Below are 20,017 nucleotides of genomic sequence, written 5' to 3' on the forward strand. Positions count from 1 at the left end.
GATCGCCGCGGAGGCGGTACCGGCGCCGGCATAGCGCGCAGCGGCGACTAGCCGATGAGTTCCTTCAGCACGCGCATGTCCTCGACTCGCTGGACATGCGTGGCCGCGGCGGGCGACGCGAGCAGGACGCCGACGCCGCTGTCGCGGAATCGCTCGACGCGCTCCGCGACCGCGGAGCGGGGGCCGATGAGGCTGATCGCGTCGATCAGATCCTGCGGTACCGCAGCCGCGGCCTCGTCCTTCCTACCGTCGAGATAGAGATCCTGGATCAGCTTCGCCTCGTCGACGTACCCGTACCGCTGCACGAGCGAGTTGTAGAAGTTCTTGCCACGGGCGCCCATGCCGCCGATGTACAGCGCCGAATGGTGACGGACGGCGTGCTCGGCGGCCGCGATCTGATCGACGTCCTCCGTGATGAGCGCGCTGGCCTGAATCACGATGCGGAGATCGGGCATGTCGGGGTCGCGCTTGGCCCGGCCTGCGGCGAGCGATTCGCCGAACGCCGCCTCGACGTAGTCGGGGTGGTACAGGAACGGCTGCAACTCCTCGAACAGCTCCGCCGCGAGTTCGACGTTCTTCGGCCCGATCGCCGCGAGAAGCAACGGGATCCGGTCCCGGACCGGGTGGTTGATGATCTTCAGCGCCTTGCCCAGTCCGCTGCCGCCGTCCTCCTGGGTCAACGGCAGCTGGTAATGCTTCCCGCGGTACTCGACGCGCTCGCGTCGCCACACCTTGCGACAGATCTCGGCGTTCTCGCGGGCGCGACCGAGCGGGTAGTCGTACTTGACGCCGTGGAAGCCCTCGATCACCTGCGGTCCGGACGCACCGATGCCCAGCACTGCGCGGCCGCCGCTGATGTAGTCGAGACCCGCAGCGGTCATCGCGAGATTTGTCGGCGTCCGGGAGTACATCGGGAGGATGCCGGTCTGGAGTTCCATCGTCTCGGTGCGGGCGGCGATGTACCCGAGCTGACTGACGGCGTCGAAGCTGTACGCCTCCGGGACCGTCACGCGCCCGACGCCCACCCCTTCGAAGTCGCGGAGGTTATCGATGGTCTCGCGGAAGTCGCCCGCGTAATTGATCGGCATGCCCAGCGTCATCGGCGTCATGGGCTGATTCTGGCACACCTGATCCACGTGGGCCCGCGCAGACGGCCGAGGTCGCCGGGACACCGAGTTCACCTGCTCGTCACCTTTCCTCCACCTGTCCGTGGGAAACATCCGACAACGCTCGGTGGCGCGAATCCCACCGACAGATGAATTTTCCGTTAACGCACCCCGGGGGCCCGAAAAAGTCCAGGTCAAAGCGTAAAAGAGGACATCACAACGAGTTGACTCCGCCCACCGTGAGCCGGTCATAGTTGTTCCCATGACCGCAGAGACGCTCATCCTCGTGCTGTTGATCGTCACAGCCCTCGGCTTTGACTTCACCAACGGGTTCCACGACACCGGCAACGCCATGGCGACGTCCATCGCCACCGGCGCTCTGAAGCCCAAGGTCGCCGTCGGCCTCTCCGCGATCCTGAACCTGGTCGGCGCCTTCCTCTCCGTGGAGGTCGCCGCCACCATCACCAAGGACGTGCTGAACATTCAGCAGACGTCCGGTGACAACAAGGGTGAGCTGGTCACCGGCCTCGACGCGAACAAGGCGCTGATCATCATCTTCGCCGGTCTCATCGGCGCCATCCTGTGGAACCTCTTCACCTGGCTGTTCGGCCTGCCGTCGAGTTCGTCGCACGCCCTGTTCGGTGGCCTGATCGGCTCGGGTATGGCAGCGATCGGCACGTCGGGCATCAACTGGCACGGCATCCTCGCCAAGGTCATCGTCCCCGCGCTCTTCGCTCCGGTCATCGCCTGCATCGTCGCTTCGGTCGGCACGCTGCTCATCTACGCGATCACCAACGGCATCTCGGAGCGCAACAAGGAGAAGGGCTTCCGTAACGGTCAGGTCGCCTCGGCCTCGCTGGTCTCCCTGGCACACGGCACCGGCGACGCACAGAAGACGATGGGCGTGATCGCCCTCGCGCTCATCGCGACCGGCCATCTCGACTCGGGCAGCGTGGCGCACGGGCTGCCGTTCTGGATCGTCCTCAGCTGCGCCTCGGCGATCGCCCTCGGCACCTACATCGGTGGCTGGCGCATCATCCGCACGCTGGGCAAGGGCCTGGTCGAGATCAAGGCACCGCAGGGCATGGCCGCCGAGGCCTCGTCCGCGGCGATCATCCTGACCTCCTCGGCCGCAGGCATGGCACTCTCGACGACCCAGGTCGCCACCGGCTCGATCCTCGGCAGCGGCCTCGGCCGGAAGGGCGCCGAAGTGCGCTGGGGCGTCGCCGGGCGCATGGCCGTCGCCTGGATCACCACGCTTCCGGCGGCCGCCCTCGTCGGCGCACTGTGCTACTGGATCGCCAGCCTGATCGGCGGCGCCGCCGGCGCGATCGTCATCTTCCTGGTCCTCGTCGCACTGTCGGGCTACATGTACTACCGCGCTCAGCAGGACAAGGTCGACTCGGACAACGTCAACGCCGACTGGGACGAGAGCACCAATTCACCGGTGCCCGCAGCCACCGACCCCTCGACCGGCGACCCCGCCGCCCAGGCCTGATCCCAGCTTCCGCGAAAGGCAACCCTCATGGACATCGTCTCCGCCATCACCAAGGTTCTCGCCGTCGGACTGCTGTTCGGAGCCGGCCTGCCCGCCCTGTTCGCCATCGGGATGCGCCTCGAAGCCACCGGACACGGTGACCTCGGCAAGCCCGCCAACCCGGCGCTGCGGATCCTCGGCTACGTGGTGTTCGCGCTGGTGCTGGTCGTCATCGTCGTCGGCATCCTGTGGATCTGCCGTCAGACGCTGAACTACTACTTCGACCTCAAGATCTTCCCCGACTTCGCCTACAAGAAGTGACCTCCGCGCGACCGGTCTGAAAGGCTCAGAGCAACACCATGGCACCTTCGCTGTTCGAGAACGTCATCAAATGGGTTCGCGCCGGGTATCCCGAAGGCGTCCCCGCCACCGAGTTCCCGCCGCTGCTGGCGCTCCTCACGCCGGTGCTGTCCGAGGCCGAGGTCACCGATGTGATCCTGAGCCTGGCGCTGGAGCACGGTGCCGAGACGCCCGCGACTCCCGAGCGGATCCGCGAGGCGATCCAGGCCGTCACCGAGCAGGCCCCGTCCGAGGAGGAGACCCGGCAGGTCGCCGCGCGCCTGGCCGCGGCCGGCTGGCCGCTCACCGATCACGTCACGATCGCGGACTGACTCGCCGATGGATCGCCCCTCATTCCTGAGCGGTGTGGTCCGCTGGCTGCGCGCCGGCTATCCGGAAGGCGTCCCGAACAGCGACTATCTGCCGCTGTTCGCCCTGCTGCGCCGCCAGCTCACCGAGGAGGAGATCCGGCAGGTAGCGCTGGAACTGGTCGACACGCCGCCGACGGAGCCGATCAGCCGCATCGACGTCGGCGTCGAGATCTCCAAGGTGACGCAGGAGCTGCCCCGAGAACAGGACATCGAACGCGTGCGGCAGACTCTGGAGGCAGCGGAGTGGCCGTTCGACGACGCGCCGCTCACGCCGTCCGACGACAGCGACGCCGAGAACCCGGAGGAACCGTCCTGAGAGTCCTGCAACCACTCGAACTCCCGGCCGGTCCCGCCGTGCTCGACGCCCGTCGGCAGCTGCTGGCGCTGCTGAACGGCGACGCCGCCTATCTGCCGCTCCCCACGGGCGATGCCGAGCACGCGCGGCGATTGACTGAGGCGTTGGCTCTCGGCGAACCGATCGACGACGACGCCGCTCTCGTCGTCTCGACCTCGGGCACCACCGGCACCCCGAAGGGCGCCGTGCACACCGCCGCATCGCTGCGCGCCTCCGCCGAGGCGACCGCCGAGGTTCTGGGCGGACCGGGAAGCTGGCTCCTGGCGATCCCCCCGCACCACATCGGTGGCCTGCAAGTCCTGCTCCGATCGTTGGCGGCCGGGTACGACCCCGTCGTCCTCGACCTCGCGGCGGGCTTCGACCCCGCCGCGCTCCCTGCATGCATCGGCGCCATGCCCGGCGACCGCCGGTACACCTCTCTGGTCCCCACTCAGCTGCGCAAGGCCCTCGACGATCCGCGCGCCGTCGCCGCGCTCCGCGAGCTGGACGCGATCCTCGTCGGCGGCGCGGCGACGCCCGCCGCGCTCCTCGAACGCTCGATCGACGCCGGCCTGCCGATCGTCCGAACCTACGGGATGAGCGAGACCGCGGGCGGATGCGTCTACGACGGCGTCCCGCTGCCCGGCGTACGGGTCCGGATCACCGACCAGGGCGAGAACGGCGTCGGCCGAGTGGTACTCGGCGGTGCCACCGTCGCCCGCGGATACCGCAATCTGCCCGACCATCCCGCCTTCGCCGAACCCGGATGGTTCCGCACCGACGACCTCGGTGCGGTGGAGGCCGATGTGCTTCGGATCGTCGGTCGCGCCGATGAGGCCGTCACCACCGGGGGGCTGACGATCGTGCCGCAGGTGGTCGAGGCAGTGATCGGCGAGATGGCGGGGGTCGCGGAGTGCGCGGTGCTCGGTCTGCCCGACGAGCGACTCGGCGAGCAGGTGGTCGCGGTGATCGTGGTCGATGCCGGAATCCAGCCGCCGACCGCTGTTGAGGTTCGCGAGTTCGTCAGCGCGCGGCTGGATCGCTATGCGGCACCGCGTCAGGTGTTCGTCGCCGACTCACTTCCGCTGCGCGGACCCGGGAAGGTCGATCGGCGCGCCTTGCGCGATCGACTCTCCTGATACCTCAGGCGGCCGCTTCGTCGACCGGAACGGTCTCCGGTTCGACCACCGGCTCATCGACGCTCACCGGATCCGCCTGCTCCGCTGCGAGTTCGGTCGCCTCCGGGACCGTCTCGTCCGGGACCGTGTCTGCCGGCGAAGGGTCCGTCTCGGACGTCTGGGCCGCCACGGGCTCGTCGGCGACGACCACCGGATCCGGTGCAGACCCTCGCGCCGACTCGGGAACGACGGCCGGTGCAGACAGGGGAGCCTCGACCACGCGCGCCTTCGGATCGGCGTTGGCCGCGGTGATCTCCTGCGTCGGATAGAACGCCTCGGCAACGCGATCCCATGTCGCCAACTGCGCCTCCGACACCCGGACGCCGACGGCGCCCAGGATCATCGCGTTGAGGAGCACCAGCGGGTGGTAGGTGTCGTAGATCTCGTAGGTACTGTTGCCGTCCTCGCTCGTCAGCGTCCGAACGTGCTCCAGATTCTCCACGTGCGCATAGGTGTATCGCCCCTGATCGGAATGGATCGCCAGGAAGCCTGCGACGTCGACGACGAACGACGACACCGGACGAGTCCAGTCCCACTGTGCGTGAACCACCGGATCGCCCTGGATGATCACATGAACCACCTCGGCGTCGCCTGTCGCGGCGGGATCCCGCGCGCCGTCGTTCACGATGCCGATGACCCGCAGCAGTCCGGACGCGAGCGTCGCGTCGCTCAGCTTCGATTTGACGCCCCACGGCCCGCGCGGGTCGGAGACCAGGAGGATCGTGCTGTCGGGGCCGAGCAGTCCGCGGGCGGCGGCGAGCTCCGCGGCGTTGCCGAGGGCATCGGAGCCCTGCGAATAGCCCGTGTACACGACCACCCGATCGGCGTCCTGCAGGGCCTCCATCACGGTGAGCGTGTTGGCGACCGCGACGTCGCGCGATCGATCGTAGGTCGGCGCGAGGAACGGGAGCCGGCCCGACCTCCCCGAGATGACGGGCCAGAACGACTCCGGATACGTCACGATGGCCGAATCGCGACCGCCGACGATTCCGTTGACCCGCGGATACCGGTCGTCGTCGGTGCCCGGAACGACGACGACGAGCGCGTCGTCGAGCTGACCGTCCACCCAGCGGGGCAGGACGTCCGTGTAGTCGTCGACCGCGGGCCCCGCTGTGGCGACGGTCGATTCGAAGACCGGAGTGGTGGCGGCGACGGTGGCCGGGGCCGCGACGCCGATGCAGAGTGCACAGACCGCGACAGACACAAAAGTGCGCTTCAAGACTTCTCCCCCATGCAGCACGTGATGCCGGAGTTTCCCAGGACCCCGGCAGCCGGTTGATCCGGCTACCACATGCAAACAGACCCCGAGCTGCGGAAACAGTCCACGGGCGGGTGACACCCGAATGCCTGACGCCACATCTGGTGACACCGGAACGGGGGCACGGCGACGACCACGGCCGCCCGAGAACGACACATTCGTGCCGATCGGAGCTGTCGCTACGGCCGCCTGCGCGGCGCGTCGACCACCTTCGCCTTGGGGTCCGCCGTGGCGGCGGTCGGGTCCTGCATCGGGTAGAACGCCTCGGCCGCGCGATCCCACGCCTTCAGTTCCCGCTCGCCGACGTGCACGCCCACCGCATCCGCGATCTTCGCGCCGGCCAACGCCAGCGGGTGGTCGGTGTCGTACACCTCGTACGTGGTGTCGCCGTCCGTGCTCTTCATCGTGCTGACGTGGTCGAGGTTCTCGACGTGGGCGTAACCGTGCTCGTCGTGGCCCGCGTGGATCGTCACGAATCCGGCCGCGTTCACGACTGCCGACTCGACCGGCCGGTTCGGGTCCCATTGCGGGTCGGCGATCGGATCACCGCGGACGATCACCTGGACCACCTTCACGTCCCCGGTCGCCGCAGGGTCTCGCGCACCGTCGTCGTCCACGCCGAAGGCCGCCATCGCCTGACCGGCGAACGGCGTCCGGCTGAGCAACGACTTCACGCCCCACGGTCCACGCGGATCGGAGACCAGGAGCACCTCGTCGTGCCCGTTCAACCAGCCCCGCCGGGCGGCGCGTTCGGCGGCGTCGCCCAGGGCGTCCGAGCCCTGTGAGTAACCGGTGTACACGACGACACGATCGGTGCCGCGGAACGCCTTCATCACCGCGAGGGTGTTCGCGGTGGCCACGGCGCGCGAACTGTCGTAGCTGGGTGCCAAGATGGGCAGCGGAGCACCCGACCGGCCGGAGATGATCGGTCCGAACGACTCCGGATGCGTCACCAGCAACGACTCCCGCGGACCGACGATCCCGTCGACGCGCGGGTACACGGTGTCATCCGTGCCGGGCACGACGACGACCAGCGCATCGTCGAGCGGCTCGTCCGCCCAGCCGCCGAGGACGTCGTGATAGTCCGTGACCGGGGCACCGCGAGTGGCCACGGTCCGGCTCAGCTGCGGTGTCGCCGCCGCGGCCGGTGCCGCGGTCGCGATCACCGCCCAGATCCCGCATGCCACGACCGACGACGAGACGACTCTGTTCACAACAGTCCCCCTTCTACGCGATTCGACCGGCGTCCCCGCACACCGTCCTCATCAGTTCCCATCGCACCACCGGTACGACGGCCGGGACAGTCCGCGCACCGGTGACAGCCGAACGCCCGACGCCGGGTCCGTGGACCCCGAGATGAGATGATGACGGCGTGGCTACCGTGACCGAATGGATCGAAGGCGCACGTCCGCGCACCCTCCCGAATGCGATCGCCCCGGTGATCGCCGGAACCGGCGCGGCACTGCATCTCGGCGACGTCGTCTGGTGGCGGGTCGCACTGGCACTCGTCGTCGCCCTCGCGCTGATCATCGGCGTCAACTTCGCCAACGACTACTCGGACGGAATCCGCGGCACCGACGACGACCGCGTCGGGCCGCTGCGCCTGGTCGGCTCGGGAGTGGCGAGCCCGCGATCGGTGAAGTTCGCGGCGTTCTCGGCGCTGGGCATCGGCGCGGTCTGCGGATTGGTCCTCGCCGTCGTCACCGCGTGGTGGCTGGTGCTCATCGGTGCCGTGTGCATCGCCGGCGCCTGGTTCTACACCGGCGGTAAGCGGCCCTACGGCTACCAGGGCTTCGGCGAGATCGCCGTCTTCGTCTTCTTCGGCCTGGTCGCAGTGCTCGGCACCCAGTACGTGGCCGTCGGCTCGATCGACTGGATCGGTGGCGGGTGTGCGGTCGCCGTCGGCAGCCTCTCGAGCGGCGTCCTGGTCGCGAACAACCTCCGCGACATCCCCAGCGACACCGAATCGGGCAAGATCACCCTCGCCGTCCGCCTCGGCGACCGCCGCACGCGCACGTTCTATCTCGGGTTGTGCCTGGTGCCAGTGGTCGTGAGCATCGTGATCGCGATCGCCGCACCGCCCGCGGCCGCCGGACTGCTGGTGGTGATTCCGCTCGTCAAACCGGTCAGGCTGGTACTCTGCGGCGCCGCCGGCCGCGATCTGATCCCGGTCCTCGCCCTGACCGGGATGGCCATGCTGGTGTGGTCCCTCACAACGGCGATCGGGCTCGCCCTGGCATAGGACGAGCCCGATCGATCGGTGCCGTTCGGAATCAGCGAGTGGCCGTGGCCTCCGGCAGGGTGGCCAGCACCGCAGTGCGGAGCGCCTCGACCGTCGTGGCCGATTCGACCACGGCGACGGCGGCCGGATCCGCGCCGTCGAGGATCGCGAGAAGGACCCGCTCGACGCTGATGTCATGCTCTTGATTGTCCCTCGCCGACGTCACAGCGACGCGGATCGACTCGCGGGCCCCTTCGGACATCCGTGATCCGCGGCCGCGTCCACGCGGCCCGCGACGACCGCGGCCGCCTTCCCACGGACCGAACCAGATGCCGTCCGGACCCACCTGTGCCTGCAGTCCGGGGCCTTCCCAGCCGCCGGGACCGCACTGCGGACGGGCGTGCGGTCGTCCCCGACCGCGTCCCCGGCCGCGGTCGGCCCGCTGCCCCCAGCCGTCGGAGAGATCCTCGCCGAACCGGTCGCCGACGGCGGCCCGAACCTTGTCGAGGTCGATCCCGATGCTGCGGAGGGCCTCGCGGTCCTCTTCGTAGCGGTCGCGGATATCTTCGGCGTCTGCAGCCCCGCCCTGCCGGACCACGTCACGGGCCGCGGCCAGCGTGAGTCCCTGCTCGGTCAGCACCGTGAACAACGGGCTGCGGGCATTGCCGAGCATGCCGAGGAGCAGGTGCTCGGTCCCGATCTCGCGGCTCCCGAGGTCCTTCGCCTCCTGCGCCGCGAACATCATCAATGTGCGTGTGTCTGAGTTGAAACGGTCAAACATCGTCGCCGTCCTTTCCCGCCGCTTGCGCGGCTTCTCGATACGAGTGCTTCTGATGCACCGCTTGACGACTGACCTGCAGAACATCGGCGATCGCCTGCCAGCTCCATCCCTGTGACCTCGCCGAAGCCACCTGAACGTCCTCGAGCCGGTCGGCGAGAGTTCGCAACGCCCGAACCACTCCCAATCCGGTGGCCGGGTCGTCGCTTGCCGCGGCCCGCACCATGGGATCGTCGTCGTTCGCTTGTTCGTCCGTGTGCATGATGTCAATTTATCTTGACGACTCGCCTCTGTCAATAATTATTGACAGTTCATTTTCGAGTCATTCCTCGACGAGTGAGGCCGAGATGTTCATCCGCGACGCCCGCGCCGCCGGAATCGCCGCACCGGCCAGGCAGAGGAGCACCGGTACGACGACGTAGCCGAGTGCGCTCGGCTGCAGCGCGTAGACGATGTCGATGGACGTGGTCTGCGTCAGAATCCGATCCGCGAGCACATGCAGCCCGCCGCCGAGCAGCAACCCCACCGCCGCTCCGACGAGCGCGATCGACGCCGCCTCGCTCAGCACCATCCGGGAGACGAACCGCCGCGACGCGCCCATTGCGCGCAGCACGCCGAGTTCGCGTCGCCGTTCGAGCACCGACAGCAGAAGCGTGTTGAGCAGGGCGATCGCCGCCGCACCCGCGACCACCCACTGGATGGCCACGGTGAACGCGCCCGCCTGCTCCGCGCTCGCCTCAGTCGCCGCCAGCGCCTCCTGACCCGTGTAGACGGACACCGGTCGGCCACCGGTGCCCGGGTGGTGTTCGGCGATCGACGTCAGCGCGCTGCGAACCTGCTCCCGGTCGGCATTCGGCGTGACGGTGACCTGCAGGTACGTATCACCGCCGAGCCGGAACCACTCGGCGAGCAATCGATTCGACACCGCGCCGACACCCGAGTCGATCGCGACATAGTCGACGGTGTCGCGCACGACCAGCGTGTGATAGCCGGTCGGGGAGGCGAGCCGCACGCTGTCGCCGATGCCGACCCCGAGTGAGCGCGCGAGCACGTTCGACAGCAGGATCCCGTCGCCCGAGAGCACCTGCCGGACCGCCCTCGGAGCGGCCTTGCGCACGAACGGAGCCGAGGCACCCGGCTCCAGACCCTGCAGCAGCACGCGGGCCGCCCCCAGGTTGACCGTCGCCCACTGACCGCCCACCACGGAGGCGACGCCGGGCACCGCTCGCACCTGCGGTTCGATCTCCGGATCCAGGGCGGGACCGAGCGGCATCGACTCGGCGTCGCGCGACGAGACGTAGAAGTCCGGGTCCGACAGCCCGTAGAGCGAGTGCGAGATCGAACCGATCAGATTGTTCAGCGATCCGGAGATCCCGACGCCGACGGCGATCGCGACGGCCACCGTCATCACCGTCGCCCAGATCCTCCGCGAGGCCCGCTCACTGTTGACGGCGGCTAGCCTGCCCGGTCCCCGCCATCGGTTCGACGCCGAGACCACCAGCCGCACCAGCACCGGCATCAACGCGAAGCAGAGCAGCAGCCCGCCCGCAGAGTAGATGGCGCCGGCGAGGATCGCCGCACGGCCCGCGACCGTCTCGGCGACCGCCCACGCCGTCCCGATCAGCGCCGCGCCCACGATTCCACTCGCGACCAGTAGGCGTGTCCGCGGCGGCCGGGCGTCGGCGGCCTCGCCCGGAACCATGGCCTCCACCGGCGCCACCGCGAACACCGACCGCGCGGCGAGCACGGTCGCGCCCACACAGGCGACGACGCATGCCCCGACCGCGACCACCGGCGCGTAGCCGGGTAGGTGATAGCCGACCACCACGCCCACCGACTCGGCGTCGTCGGGCAGCCGTCCGATGATCCATCGTCCGGCCAGTACGCCCAGTGGCACCCCGATCAGACCGCCGATCAGACCGAGCACTGCGGACTCGACGAGCAGATCTCCGACCAGGTGTCTGCGGCGCGCCCCCAGAGCCCGCAGCATCGCGAGTGTCCGGCGGCGGGAGGCGACCGCCATGTTCATCATGTTGAAGACGAGAAACGCGGCGATGATCAGCGAGACCAGCGACACCAACAGGGTGGAATCGTGAGTGACCGAGTTCGCGACTTCGACCTGCTTCACCCGGAACGCCGGATCCACCACGCTCGCCCGGCCGCCGACCACCGACGCGACCTGACGGCTCAGCACGGCTTGCGGCACGCCCGGATCGGGAACGACGAGGATCGAGTCGACGGCGTGGTCGAGCCCGGTCAGACGCTCGGCGAGGCCCAGATACGCGAATAGGAACCGGCCACCGTTCAGCACCTGCGCGGCGTCGTCGTCGATCACCCTGACGACGGTCACCTCGACGCCGGACAGGGTCAGCCGTTGCCCCGCGCGCAGACCCGTGCCCGCGCCGGCCACGACTCCGTCGGCGAGATGGTCGGTGTCGAGTCCGCCGCCGGAGCCGATCGCGTCACGCAGTTCGCTCGACAGCGCCGTCACGTGGTAATCCGAGCCGAGCAGCACGGTCGTGGTGCCGTCGAGCAGGACCGTGCTCCGCACCAGCGGCACCACGGCCCGGGCGCCGGGCACGTCCCGGCGAAGTTCGCCCACCAGATCCTGATCGACACCGCCGTCGGTGATCGCCGCGACCTCGACCGTCGCATCGCCCGAGAGCGCGGCACTGAACTGGCGGACCGACTCCGACATCGAGCCGTAGGTCCCGAGGACCGCCACCAGCAGGGCGGAAGACACCACGACCACGGCGAGCGAGGTCACCACCCGCAGCCGATGACCCGCGAGTTCTCGCAGGTTGAGAATCCGGACGCGGGTCAGTCCAGCCGACGCGGCGCCCACGTCAGTCGTGCCGCCCGTCGATCCTGCCGTCGCGCACGGTCACCACGCGGTCGCACACCTGCGCTGCGCCGCCGTCGTGCGTCACCATCAGCACCAGCCGGTCGGGTTCGTCGTGCGCCACCTCGGCGAGCAGTTCCAGCACATCGGCGCCGGTCTTCGAGTCGAGATTCCCGGTCGGTTCGTCGGCGAGCAGGATCTTCGGCTCCATCATCAACGACCGCGCGATCGCCACCCGCTGCATCTGTCCACCGGACAGTTCCGCCGGCCGATGCGCCACGCGGTCGCCGAGACCGACTCGTTCGAGGAGTTCGACGGCGCGCGGTCGTGCCTTCCGCAAGGACTTCGAGTCGAGCAGCATCGGCAGCGCGACGTTCTCCCACGCCGTCAGTGTCGGGACGAGGTTGAAGAACTGGAAGATGAACCCGACGCGTGTGCGGCGGAACTGCGACGCCTCGTCGTCGGTGAGTCCGCTGAGGTCGGTGCCGTCGACGCGGATACTCCCCGAGGTCGGCGTGTCCAGCGCCCCGACGATGTGCAGGAGCGTCGACTTACCCGCGCCCGACGGGCCGACCACGGCGACGAACTGTCCACCCTCGAGCGTCAGCGACGCCCCGTCGAGTGCGCGCACCGTCTCGGTGCCCATGCGGTACTCGCGAACCAGGTTCGACGCCTCCACGACCGCCAACCGTCATCACTCCTCAGCCTCGCCGCCGAATCGAACCTCGGGGGGCGGCCCCCGATGAGCCTGTTCGAAGGTCCACCACCCCCGGGTCGCCGCGATGGACTCAGTCCTCGCCGCGCAGACGCGCCTGGAGATCGGAGCGCTGCGCCGACCGTTGCGCGTCGACCTGGACGATCTGTTCGTTCACCTTGAGACGCAGGGACTTGAAGACCACCATGCCGAGCGGCAGTGCGATGAGCACGCCGAACACGGCGGCGACGAGAACCGGAACATCGACGCCGACGACCTTCGCGCCGAGCATGATCACGCCCGCGATCACGACGACGAGTGCGAGTCGCGCCAGGGTGTAAAGAGCCACCGCGCCGATGAGCGTCGTCATGGTCGCCGAGGGCTTCTGGTCGGTGTCGTCCGCGTCGGGTCGTTCTTCCGTCATACGTCCCAGGGTACTGGCGTCCACGCTTCACCTGCGAATACACCGTTCGTACGACATCTTCCGACACCCGGAGCAAGCCGAAGAATCATGACCCATCCGACATTACGGACTCTTTACCAACGCCTGACTGTTCGAGCAACCAGCACAAATGCGTGTAGGTGTGGTGTAGCGGCGACATCGCCCGTTGACCGAAACCAGCAAGCACGAGGAGACCCTCATGACCGCTATCGCCGACAACTCCGCCGCCGAATCCGGGATCATCACGCCGGCCCTGGCGACCCAGCACAACCTGACCCCGGGTCAGGTCGCCGCCATGTTCAACGTGAACCCGAAGACCGTCGCCCGCTGGGCCTCGTCCGGCGTCCTGAAGTCGATCCGCACCCCGGGCGGCCACCGCCGCTTCCGTGAAGCGGATGTCGTGGAGCTGTTGAACCGCTCCTGAGCACTCGTCTACAGCTCGGCCCCAGTCGGGCCGCCCCCTGTCTCCTCGGCAGTCCTCAGCACCTCGCCTAGCGGCTCGGTGCCTGCGGAGAGCTCGGAGATCAGCGGGCGGCCCGACTGGGGCCGAGCTGTTTTCTGTAGGCTTGGTTCAACAGTCCACTCTTGCGTGTGTGTGCGCTGGTCTTCCTGGAGGTGACGTGCCGTGGCGTACTTGTTCGTGGTCGCGGTCGTGATCCTCGCCGCCTACCTGTCGTGGCGGCTGGTTCAGACCCGAGGCCAGGAGATCGTCACGCACGACGCCCGCTCGTCGGTCCCGCGCGGCCCCGACGACGACCCCGACTTCCTGCGCACGCTCGACGACCCGCAATAGGGCTCCTGCCGAGCTCGCCAAGTGCTTGTGCCGTTGATCGTGACCACCACGTGGTCACGATCAACGGCACAGACGTTCCCCGCGAGTGGCCGACGAAGACCTACGCCGTCAGAGGCCGGCGTACGAGTGCAGGCCGGAGACCACGAGGTTGATGGCGAAGAGGTTGAACAGCAGGGCGACGAAGCCTGCGACGTTGACCCAGGCCGCCGCGTTGCGCCAGCCGGCGGTCGCGCGCGCGTGCAGGTAGGCCGCGTAGATCACCCACGCGATGAACGACACGGTCTCCTTGGGGTCCCATCCCCAGAACCGGCCCCACGACGCCTCGGCCCAGATGGCACCGAAGATGATGCCGAGACCGAACAGGGGGAAGCCGATCACCGTGCACTTGTAGGCGGTGCGGTCGAGCGCGTCGGCGCTCGGCAGGTGGCCGAGGAGGCGACGCATCGAGGCCGCGACACCGGTGGAGGTCTCGTCGACCTCGCCGACGGTCGGCCACTTGGTACGGACCAGGTAGAGGATGCTCGCGACACCGGCGACCAGCAGCACGCCCGACGAGATCGAGATGACGGAGACGTGGATGGCCAGCCAGTACGACTTGAGCGCGGGCACGACCGGTGCGGCCTGCGTGTAGAGGTAGCGACCCGCGATGAACATCAGCAGGGTCACCGGCACCAGCACGAAACTCAGGAGCGGACGCGACTCCTTCTTGCGGAGCACCACCAGTCCGGCGCCCACACAGGCGACACAGGTCAGTGAGATGAACTCGTACATGTTGCCCCACGGCGCGCGGTCGGTCGCGAAGCCGCGCAGCACGATGGAACCGAGATGCGCGAGGAAGCCGACCCAGACCACCGGGTAAGCCATCGCCGCGAGCTTCTCGCCGAGCGACCGCCGCGGTGCGGGACCCGCCACGCGACCGGGAACACGGTCGTCGGACGAACCGCCGCCGCCGACCCCGGCACCGACCAGCTCGGCCTGCCGCTCGTCCAGTCGCGCGTACCGCGCGGCGGCCAACGCCCCGAGGAACATCAGCATCGCGAGCACGTAGACCGTGATGCTGGTGGCGAAGAGCCAGTCGGAGTAGCGAGCCAATGTCTCGTTGACGTATCCGGCGTCGTCGTTCATGAACGCTTCCTCATCTCATCGCACAGCCGAGCACTCACAGCTTGGCCCGAGTCTTCGCCGCGCCGGTCTGGAACAGGCCTCGCGCCTGCTCCTCGAATCCGTCGCCCCAGCCCGCCTGATCGGTACGGGCCAGGCCGGCCACTTCTACTACAGTACGTCGTTCACCGGCGTCGGCAACAGGCACGAGGCGTGCCCAGATGCGGCGACGGCGGATCATCAGCGAGACCACCAGACCACCGACCATCACGATGGCCGAGATCAGCACGCCGGTCTGAGCCGGGTCGTGCGAGACCTGCACCGACACCCATCGCCGGTACCCGTCGAAGCGGACCTTGGTGCCGTCGGGAAGGGTCGTGTCCGCACCCTCGGCGAGGTTCACGGAGACCTTCTGTGTGAGCCTTCCCTGGTCGATCAGCGTCTGGTCGAGCTGGTACACGTTCTGTGGCCGGCCGGTGTCGAGTCCGGTGTCGCCCTGATAGACGCGGACCGCGACGGTCGGTTTGTTCGGAACGGGCGACGCCGAGTCGAGCAGCTCGGCGTGCGGGAACACCGCGTCCGGAGCGAACAACCCCTCGATCGCGACCTGGTGCTTCCGCCGATCGTCCTCATTCGGGTACATCCCGGCCGGGGTATCGATCCGGACGGCGCCCTCGGACAACATCGTCTGGGTCGACTGCGGGATGAACGGCGTCGTCTCGGTGCGCGTCTCCCCGTTCGGGAAGGTCACCGTGAAGGTCGGTGCGAAACCGTTGCCGAGCACGTACACGCGGTCCCCCGCGATACGCAGCGGCTTGTTGACCTGGACGGACGTCGTCGGCCACTCCTTGCCCGGCTTCGTGACGTCCGTCGTGTACGCCATCTTCGCGTCGTACATCTCGGGCTGACCGCTGGGCAGGAACTTCGCCTCGAAATCGTCGATCCGGATGCAGAACGGCGCCAGCCCCGTGCCGTCGACCATCGATCCGGAGCGGAACGAGTCGTACACCGCGGTCGACGTGTTGCAGAGCACCTGGTCGCCGTCGGCGACCAGCGTGCGGCTGCCCTCGTATCCGAAGAGCTTGCCGACCGCGATCGTGATCAGCAACGACAGCAGCGCGAAGTGGAAGACGAGGTTGCCGAACTCCCGCAGGTATCCCTTCTCCGCGGAGACCTCGACGGCTCCGTCCGGGTACCGCTTCGACGGCTCGACCGTCCGCACCTCGGTGCGCCAGCCGCGCAGGTTCCCGCCGATCCGTTCAGCGATCTCGGCGGGCTCGCCGTCGACGGTCTCGGTGATGTGCCTCGGCATCCGGCTGAGATTGCGCGGCGCCTTGACCGGGCGCGTCCGCAGCGCCTTGTAGTGTTCGATGGTCCTCGGGGTGAGGCAGCCGACCAGTGAGACGAAGAGCAGCACGTACACGGCGGTGAACCAGGCCGACGAGAACACGTCGAACAGCTGCATCCGGTCCATCCACGTGCCGAGCTGCCCGTGGTCGGCGATGTATTTGAGCGTCTTCTGCTCGTTCAGCTCGCGCTGGGGCAGCAGTGCTCCGGGGATCGCCGCCAGGGCGAGCAGGAACAGCAGTGCCAGCGCGGTGCGCATCGAGGTCAGGCCACGCCATACCTTGCGCAGCGGAGCGACGACGAACCGCGTGAGCGCGGACGGCTTGACGGGCTGAGTCATACAGGCAACTCCACGTCGGTGATCAATGACATCCGAATCCAGTCGACGAACTCGTTCCACCAGCCGGCCACCAGCATCACGCCGACCACGATCAGCAGCACGCCGCCGATGATCTGAATGGTGCGGGCGTGCCTGCGGACGAAGCCGAGACTGCGGACGGCCCAGGCGGAGGAGAAGGCGAGGACCATGAACGGGATCCCCAGGCCGAAGCAGTATGCGGCCACCATGAGCGCTCCGCGGACCGGGGTACTTCCGTCGGTGCTCATCGCGACGCCGATCACGGCGCCCAGCGTCGCGCTGCTGCACGGAATCCAGCCGACCGCGAACACCGCGCCGAGAATCGGCGCGCCGATCACGCCCGAGTAGCGTCGGGGCGCCATCCGCTTGTCGCGCTGCAGGAACGGGATCATCCCGATGAACACCAGGCCCATGACGATGGTGAAGACACCGCCGATGCGCTGCATGAGCTGCAGTCGGTCGGCGTCGAGGAACACCGACGTGACGCCGAACAGCGCCGCGGTCGCGAGCACGTAGACGACGGTGAAGCCGAGGACGAACAACCCGGCCGCGCCGACCACGCGCCAGCGGCCCGACTTCCGATCCTCGTCGGCACTGACCGCGGGAGCCTCCGCGCCGACCAGTCCGGCCAGGTACGAGAGGTAGCCGGGAACGAGCGGGACCACGCACGGCGAGGCGAACGAGATCAGGCCGACCAGGATGCACACGCCGAGCGCGAGCAGCAGCGGACCGCTGGTGACCGTTCCGGCGAAAGTCGCGCCGAGATCGGCCAGGTAGACCTCGGTCATTGCGTCGCCGGACCTTCGGCGGCCACCTTCAGGACCGCGTCGCGCAGTTCGTCGGCCGTGATCGCGCGCAGGAAGACCTTGGCCGGACGATGCTGCCGGTCCAGGATCATCGTCGTCGGCACGACGCCGACGGGGACGCCGAGCGCGGCGAGGCTGGCGCCGCCGTAGTCGTAGATCGACGGGTAGGGCACCTTGCGGTCGGAGACGAAGTCGCTCGCACTCGAGCGGGAGTCGCGGAAGTTGATCCCGACGAACTGCACGCCCTTGTCCTTGGTCTCCGCGAAGACGTCCTCCAGGTCGCGGAACTCGGTGCGACACGGCGGGCACCATGACGCCCACACGTTCACGACCATCACCTTGTCCGCGTAATCCGAGAACTTCACGTCCCCGTCGCCGGCGAGGTCCTCACCGGTCACGTCACCGATGGTGCGCCGCGAGCCCTGGTCGTACTCGATGACCGTCTTGCCGCCGGGCGAGACGAACTGGTTGCCGTTGCCGGTCGCGACCGCATCGTCACCGGTGCTGCACCCGGCCAGGACTGCGACCGCGGCGATCAGCGCGCAGGCCGCCGCCGCGACCCGGCCCGACCTCGACTTCAGGCCCGTCATGCTCCGGTGACCCGGGGATCGGATGCGCCGGCCGGCTCGGAGTAGACGATGTCGACGAGCGCGTCGTCGTCGTAGATCAGGGAGGTCAACGACGCGAGCGAGCACTGCCGCACGCGGGGGTCGTGCCACAGGCGCTGTCCCTCGAGGAAACGTCGCAGGGTGTACACCGGCAACTGGTGGCTGACGCAGATCGCCTCGTGGCCGCGCGCGGCGTCGCGTGCGGTGCTGGCCGCGGCGAGCATGCGGTGCGCGATCTGGATGTACGGCTCGCCCCACGACGGCGTGAACGGGTCACGCAGTTTGAGCCAGTGCCGCGGGCGGCTCAGCGCGCCGTCGCCCACCGCCACCTTGAGACCCTCGAACTGGTTGTCCGCCTCGATGAGATCGTCGACCGTGGTGATCTGCAGGTCGTGGGCGGCCGCGATCGGGGTCGCGGTCTCCTGCGCACGCTGCAGCGGGGACGCGAAGACATGGGTGATGTCGTGATCCGCGAGGGCGTCTGCCACCTGCCGGGCCTGAGCGGCACCGGCGTCGGAGAGGCGGAAGCCGGGCAGACGGCCGTACAGGATGCCCTCGGGGTTGTGCACCTCGCCGTGGCGCATCATGTGGACGATCGTCTTCATCAGGCTCCCTCCCCGGGATCTACTGCGGCGGCCGCGGCTGCCGCAGCCGCGGGAAGTGCGTCGGCGATGATCGAGAACGCCTCATCGTCGAGTGCTGCGGACACGAACCACGCTTCGAACGCGCTCGGCGGCGGATACACGCCACGTGCCAGCAGTGCGTGGAAGAACGGGGCGAACCGCCAGGTCTGCGTCGCCTTCACTCCGGCGTAGTCGACGATGGGCTCGGTCGAGTCGGTGAAGAAGACACTGAACAGGCTGCCCGCCTTCTGCACGCGATGGGCGACGCCGGCTTCGGTGAGCGCGGCGCCGATCATCGTCGCGAGTCGGTCGGCGTTGGCGTCGAGGGTGGCGTAGACGTCGGCGGTCGCATGCCGCAGCGTGGCGAGGCCCGCGGCGACTGCCACCGGGTTACCGGACAGCGTCCCCGCCTGGTACACCGGTCCGGTCGGGGCGAGATGCTCCATGATGTCGGTCCGACCGCCGAATGCCGCGGCGGGCAGACCGCCGCTCATCACCTTGCCGAAGGTGTAGAGGTCTCCGGCGACGCCGTCGAGACCGTAGTACCCGGCCGGGCTGACGCGGAACCCGGTCATCACCTCGTCCATGATCAGCAGGGCGCCGCTCTCCGCGGTGATCGTGCGCAGGCCCTCGTTGAATCCGGCGACGGGTGCCACCGCGCCCATGTTGCCCGCCGCCGCCTCGGTGATGACGGCGGCGATGTCGGAGCCGTGCTCGGCGAACACCTTCCGCACGGCGTCGAGATCGTTGTACGGCACCACCAGGGTGTCGTGCGCCGCGGCACCGGTGACGCCGGGCGATGTCGGCAGCCCGAGCGTCGCGACGCCGGAGCCCGCGTCGGCCAGGAGCGCGTCCACATGGCCGTGGTAGCAGCCGGCGAACTTCACGATCTTCGAGCGGCCGGTGTATCCGCGGGCCAGCCGGACCGCCGACATGGTGGCCTCGGTGCCCGAGTTGACCAGTCGCACCCGCGAGACCGGATCGACGCGGTCGATGATCTCTTCGGCCAGTTCGATCTCGCCGGCCGTCGGCGCACCGAACGAGAGGCCGGTCGTGGCCGCGCGCTGGACCGCCTCGACGATGGCCGGATGGGCGTGTCCGAGAATCATCGGACCCCACGAGCACACCAGGTCGACGTAGCTGTTCCCGTCGACGTCGGTGAGCCGCCAGCCCTTGGCCTCGGAGATGAACCGAGGGGTGCCGCCGACCGCGGAGAACGCCCTGACCGGCGAGTTCACGCCACCGGGAACCGCTCGCGTCGCCCGCTCGAACAGCTCTGCGCTGGTTGCCGTGTTCGCCGCGGAATCGTCGAGAGGTTGAGCCATGATCTCCAGTGTTCCA

22 protein-coding genes are annotated in these 20,017 nt (G+C 68.7%); 8 read left to right on the forward strand and 14 right to left on the reverse strand.

Going from position 1 to position 20,017, the window contains the following annotated elements:
* Positions 1-47: 47 nt before the first annotated feature.
* Positions 48-1,109: an LLM class F420-dependent oxidoreductase gene (locus SCNU_RS08690; protein WP_009678987.1), complete on the reverse strand. Its 1,062-nt coding sequence runs from the start codon at positions 1,107-1,109 to the stop codon at positions 48-50.
* A gap of 259 nt (positions 1,110-1,368) precedes the next feature.
* Between SCNU_RS08690 and SCNU_RS08695 the strand changes: the two genes are divergently transcribed.
* The 5 genes from SCNU_RS08695 to menE are packed head-to-tail and all read left to right on the forward strand — an operon-like array spanning position 1,369 to position 4,766.
* Positions 1,369-2,604 (forward strand): inorganic phosphate transporter, encoded by a 1,236-nt coding sequence (locus tag SCNU_RS08695; protein ID WP_009678988.1) that lies wholly within the window; start codon positions 1,369-1,371, stop codon positions 2,602-2,604.
* 27 nt (positions 2,605-2,631) lie between these two features.
* Positions 2,632-2,904, forward strand: coding sequence for a hypothetical protein (locus SCNU_RS08700; RefSeq protein WP_009678989.1), 273 nt, complete (start codon positions 2,632-2,634; stop codon positions 2,902-2,904).
* A 38-nt stretch (positions 2,905-2,942) separates the two neighbouring features.
* A complete protein-coding gene (locus SCNU_RS08705; protein ID WP_009678990.1) occupies positions 2,943-3,254 on the forward strand; it encodes a DUF3349 domain-containing protein in 312 nt (103 codons plus the stop codon).
* 7 nt (positions 3,255-3,261) lie between these two features.
* Positions 3,262-3,609 (forward strand): DUF3349 domain-containing protein, encoded by a 348-nt coding sequence (locus SCNU_RS08710; protein WP_009678991.1) that lies wholly within the window; start codon positions 3,262-3,264, stop codon positions 3,607-3,609.
* Positions 3,606-4,766 (forward strand): o-succinylbenzoate--CoA ligase, encoded by a 1,161-nt coding sequence (gene menE / locus SCNU_RS08715; RefSeq protein WP_040518109.1) that lies wholly within the window; start codon positions 3,606-3,608, stop codon positions 4,764-4,766. Before SCNU_RS08710 ends, menE begins: the two co-directional genes overlap by 4 nt.
* A 4-nt stretch (positions 4,767-4,770) precedes the next feature.
* Here the strand turns inward: menE and SCNU_RS08720 are convergent, their stop codons facing one another.
* Positions 4,771-6,024, reverse strand: coding sequence for an alpha/beta hydrolase family protein (locus SCNU_RS08720; RefSeq protein WP_238526413.1), 1,254 nt, complete (start codon positions 6,022-6,024; stop codon positions 4,771-4,773).
* Positions 6,025-6,242: 218 nt separating this feature from the next.
* Complete coding sequence (locus SCNU_RS08725; protein ID WP_009678994.1) at positions 6,243-7,277, reverse strand: PE-PPE domain-containing protein; 1,035 nt, start codon at positions 7,275-7,277, stop codon at positions 6,243-6,245.
* A 158-nt stretch (positions 7,278-7,435) separates the two neighbouring features.
* Between SCNU_RS08725 and SCNU_RS08730 the strand changes: the two genes are divergently transcribed.
* A complete protein-coding gene (locus SCNU_RS08730) occupies positions 7,436-8,305 on the forward strand; it encodes a 1,4-dihydroxy-2-naphthoate polyprenyltransferase (RefSeq protein ID WP_040518057.1) in 870 nt (289 codons plus the stop codon).
* Positions 8,306-8,336: 31 nt separating this feature from the next.
* Here the strand turns inward: SCNU_RS08730 and SCNU_RS08735 are convergent, their stop codons facing one another.
* The 5 genes from SCNU_RS08735 to SCNU_RS08755 form a co-directional block, all read right to left on the reverse strand.
* Positions 8,337-9,065 (reverse strand): Clp protease N-terminal domain-containing protein, encoded by a 729-nt coding sequence (locus SCNU_RS08735; RefSeq protein ID WP_040518058.1) that lies wholly within the window; start codon positions 9,063-9,065, stop codon positions 8,337-8,339.
* Positions 9,058-9,324 carry a hypothetical protein gene (locus SCNU_RS08740; RefSeq protein ID WP_009678997.1) on the reverse strand — a complete coding sequence of 89 codons (267 nt, stop codon included), beginning with the start codon at positions 9,322-9,324 and terminating at the stop codon, positions 9,058-9,060. The genes SCNU_RS08735 and SCNU_RS08740 overlap by 8 nt, the downstream gene beginning before the upstream one ends.
* Before the next feature lie 60 nt (positions 9,325-9,384).
* Positions 9,385-11,907 (reverse strand): FtsX-like permease family protein, encoded by a 2,523-nt coding sequence (locus SCNU_RS08745; RefSeq protein WP_009678998.1) that lies wholly within the window; start codon positions 11,905-11,907, stop codon positions 9,385-9,387.
* Position 11,908: 1 nt separating this feature from the next.
* Positions 11,909-12,592 carry an ABC transporter ATP-binding protein gene (locus tag SCNU_RS08750; protein ID WP_009678999.1) on the reverse strand — a complete coding sequence of 228 codons (684 nt, stop codon included), beginning with the start codon at positions 12,590-12,592 and terminating at the stop codon, positions 11,909-11,911.
* Positions 12,593-12,692: 100 nt separating this feature from the next.
* Positions 12,693-13,022 carry a DUF4229 domain-containing protein gene (locus SCNU_RS08755; RefSeq protein WP_009679000.1) on the reverse strand — a complete coding sequence of 110 codons (330 nt, stop codon included), beginning with the start codon at positions 13,020-13,022 and terminating at the stop codon, positions 12,693-12,695.
* 217 nt (positions 13,023-13,239) lie between these two features.
* On the opposite strand from SCNU_RS08755, the gene SCNU_RS08760 reads away from it, so the two are divergent.
* Complete coding sequence (locus SCNU_RS08760) at positions 13,240-13,464, forward strand: BldC family transcriptional regulator (protein WP_009679001.1); 225 nt, start codon at positions 13,240-13,242, stop codon at positions 13,462-13,464.
* Positions 13,465-13,665: 201 nt separating this feature from the next.
* On the forward strand, positions 13,666-13,833 hold the full coding sequence (locus tag SCNU_RS20600; RefSeq protein ID WP_009679002.1) for a hypothetical protein: 168 nt from the start codon (positions 13,666-13,668) through the stop codon (positions 13,831-13,833).
* Between the two features lie 108 nt (positions 13,834-13,941).
* On the opposite strand, the gene ccsB is transcribed toward SCNU_RS20600, so the two are convergent.
* Genes ccsB through hemL form a run of 6 tightly spaced genes read right to left on the reverse strand, consistent with a single transcriptional unit; the run spans position 13,942 to position 20,001 of the window.
* Positions 13,942-14,958 carry a c-type cytochrome biogenesis protein CcsB gene (gene ccsB / locus SCNU_RS08765; RefSeq protein ID WP_009679003.1) on the reverse strand — a complete coding sequence of 339 codons (1,017 nt, stop codon included), beginning with the start codon at positions 14,956-14,958 and terminating at the stop codon, positions 13,942-13,944.
* A 34-nt stretch (positions 14,959-14,992) separates the two neighbouring features.
* A complete protein-coding gene (gene resB, locus SCNU_RS08770; RefSeq protein WP_009679004.1) occupies positions 14,993-16,621 on the reverse strand; it encodes a cytochrome c biogenesis protein ResB in 1,629 nt (542 codons plus the stop codon).
* Entirely contained in the window at positions 16,618-17,427 is an 810-nt protein-coding gene (locus tag SCNU_RS08775; protein ID WP_009679005.1) for a cytochrome c biogenesis CcdA family protein, read from the reverse strand. The genes resB and SCNU_RS08775 overlap by 4 nt, the downstream gene beginning before the upstream one ends.
* The gene (locus SCNU_RS08780; protein WP_009679006.1) at positions 17,424-18,035 is read right to left on the reverse strand and encodes a TlpA family protein disulfide reductase; all 612 of its coding nucleotides are present in this window, start codon (positions 18,033-18,035) and stop codon (positions 17,424-17,426) included. Before SCNU_RS08780 ends, SCNU_RS08775 begins: the two co-directional genes overlap by 4 nt.
* Complete coding sequence (locus tag SCNU_RS08785) at positions 18,032-18,658, reverse strand: histidine phosphatase family protein (protein ID WP_009679007.1); 627 nt, start codon at positions 18,656-18,658, stop codon at positions 18,032-18,034. Before SCNU_RS08785 ends, SCNU_RS08780 begins: the two co-directional genes overlap by 4 nt.
* Positions 18,658-20,001: a glutamate-1-semialdehyde 2,1-aminomutase gene (gene hemL, locus SCNU_RS08790; RefSeq protein ID WP_009679008.1), complete on the reverse strand. Its 1,344-nt coding sequence runs from the start codon at positions 19,999-20,001 to the stop codon at positions 18,658-18,660. The genes SCNU_RS08785 and hemL overlap by 1 nt, the downstream gene beginning before the upstream one ends.
* Positions 20,002-20,017: the final 16 nt, after the last annotated feature.

The sequence above is a fragment of the Gordonia neofelifaecis NRRL B-59395 genome, from assembly GCF_000192435.1.
Classification (GTDB): domain Bacteria; phylum Actinomycetota; class Actinomycetes; order Mycobacteriales; family Mycobacteriaceae; genus Gordonia; species Gordonia neofelifaecis.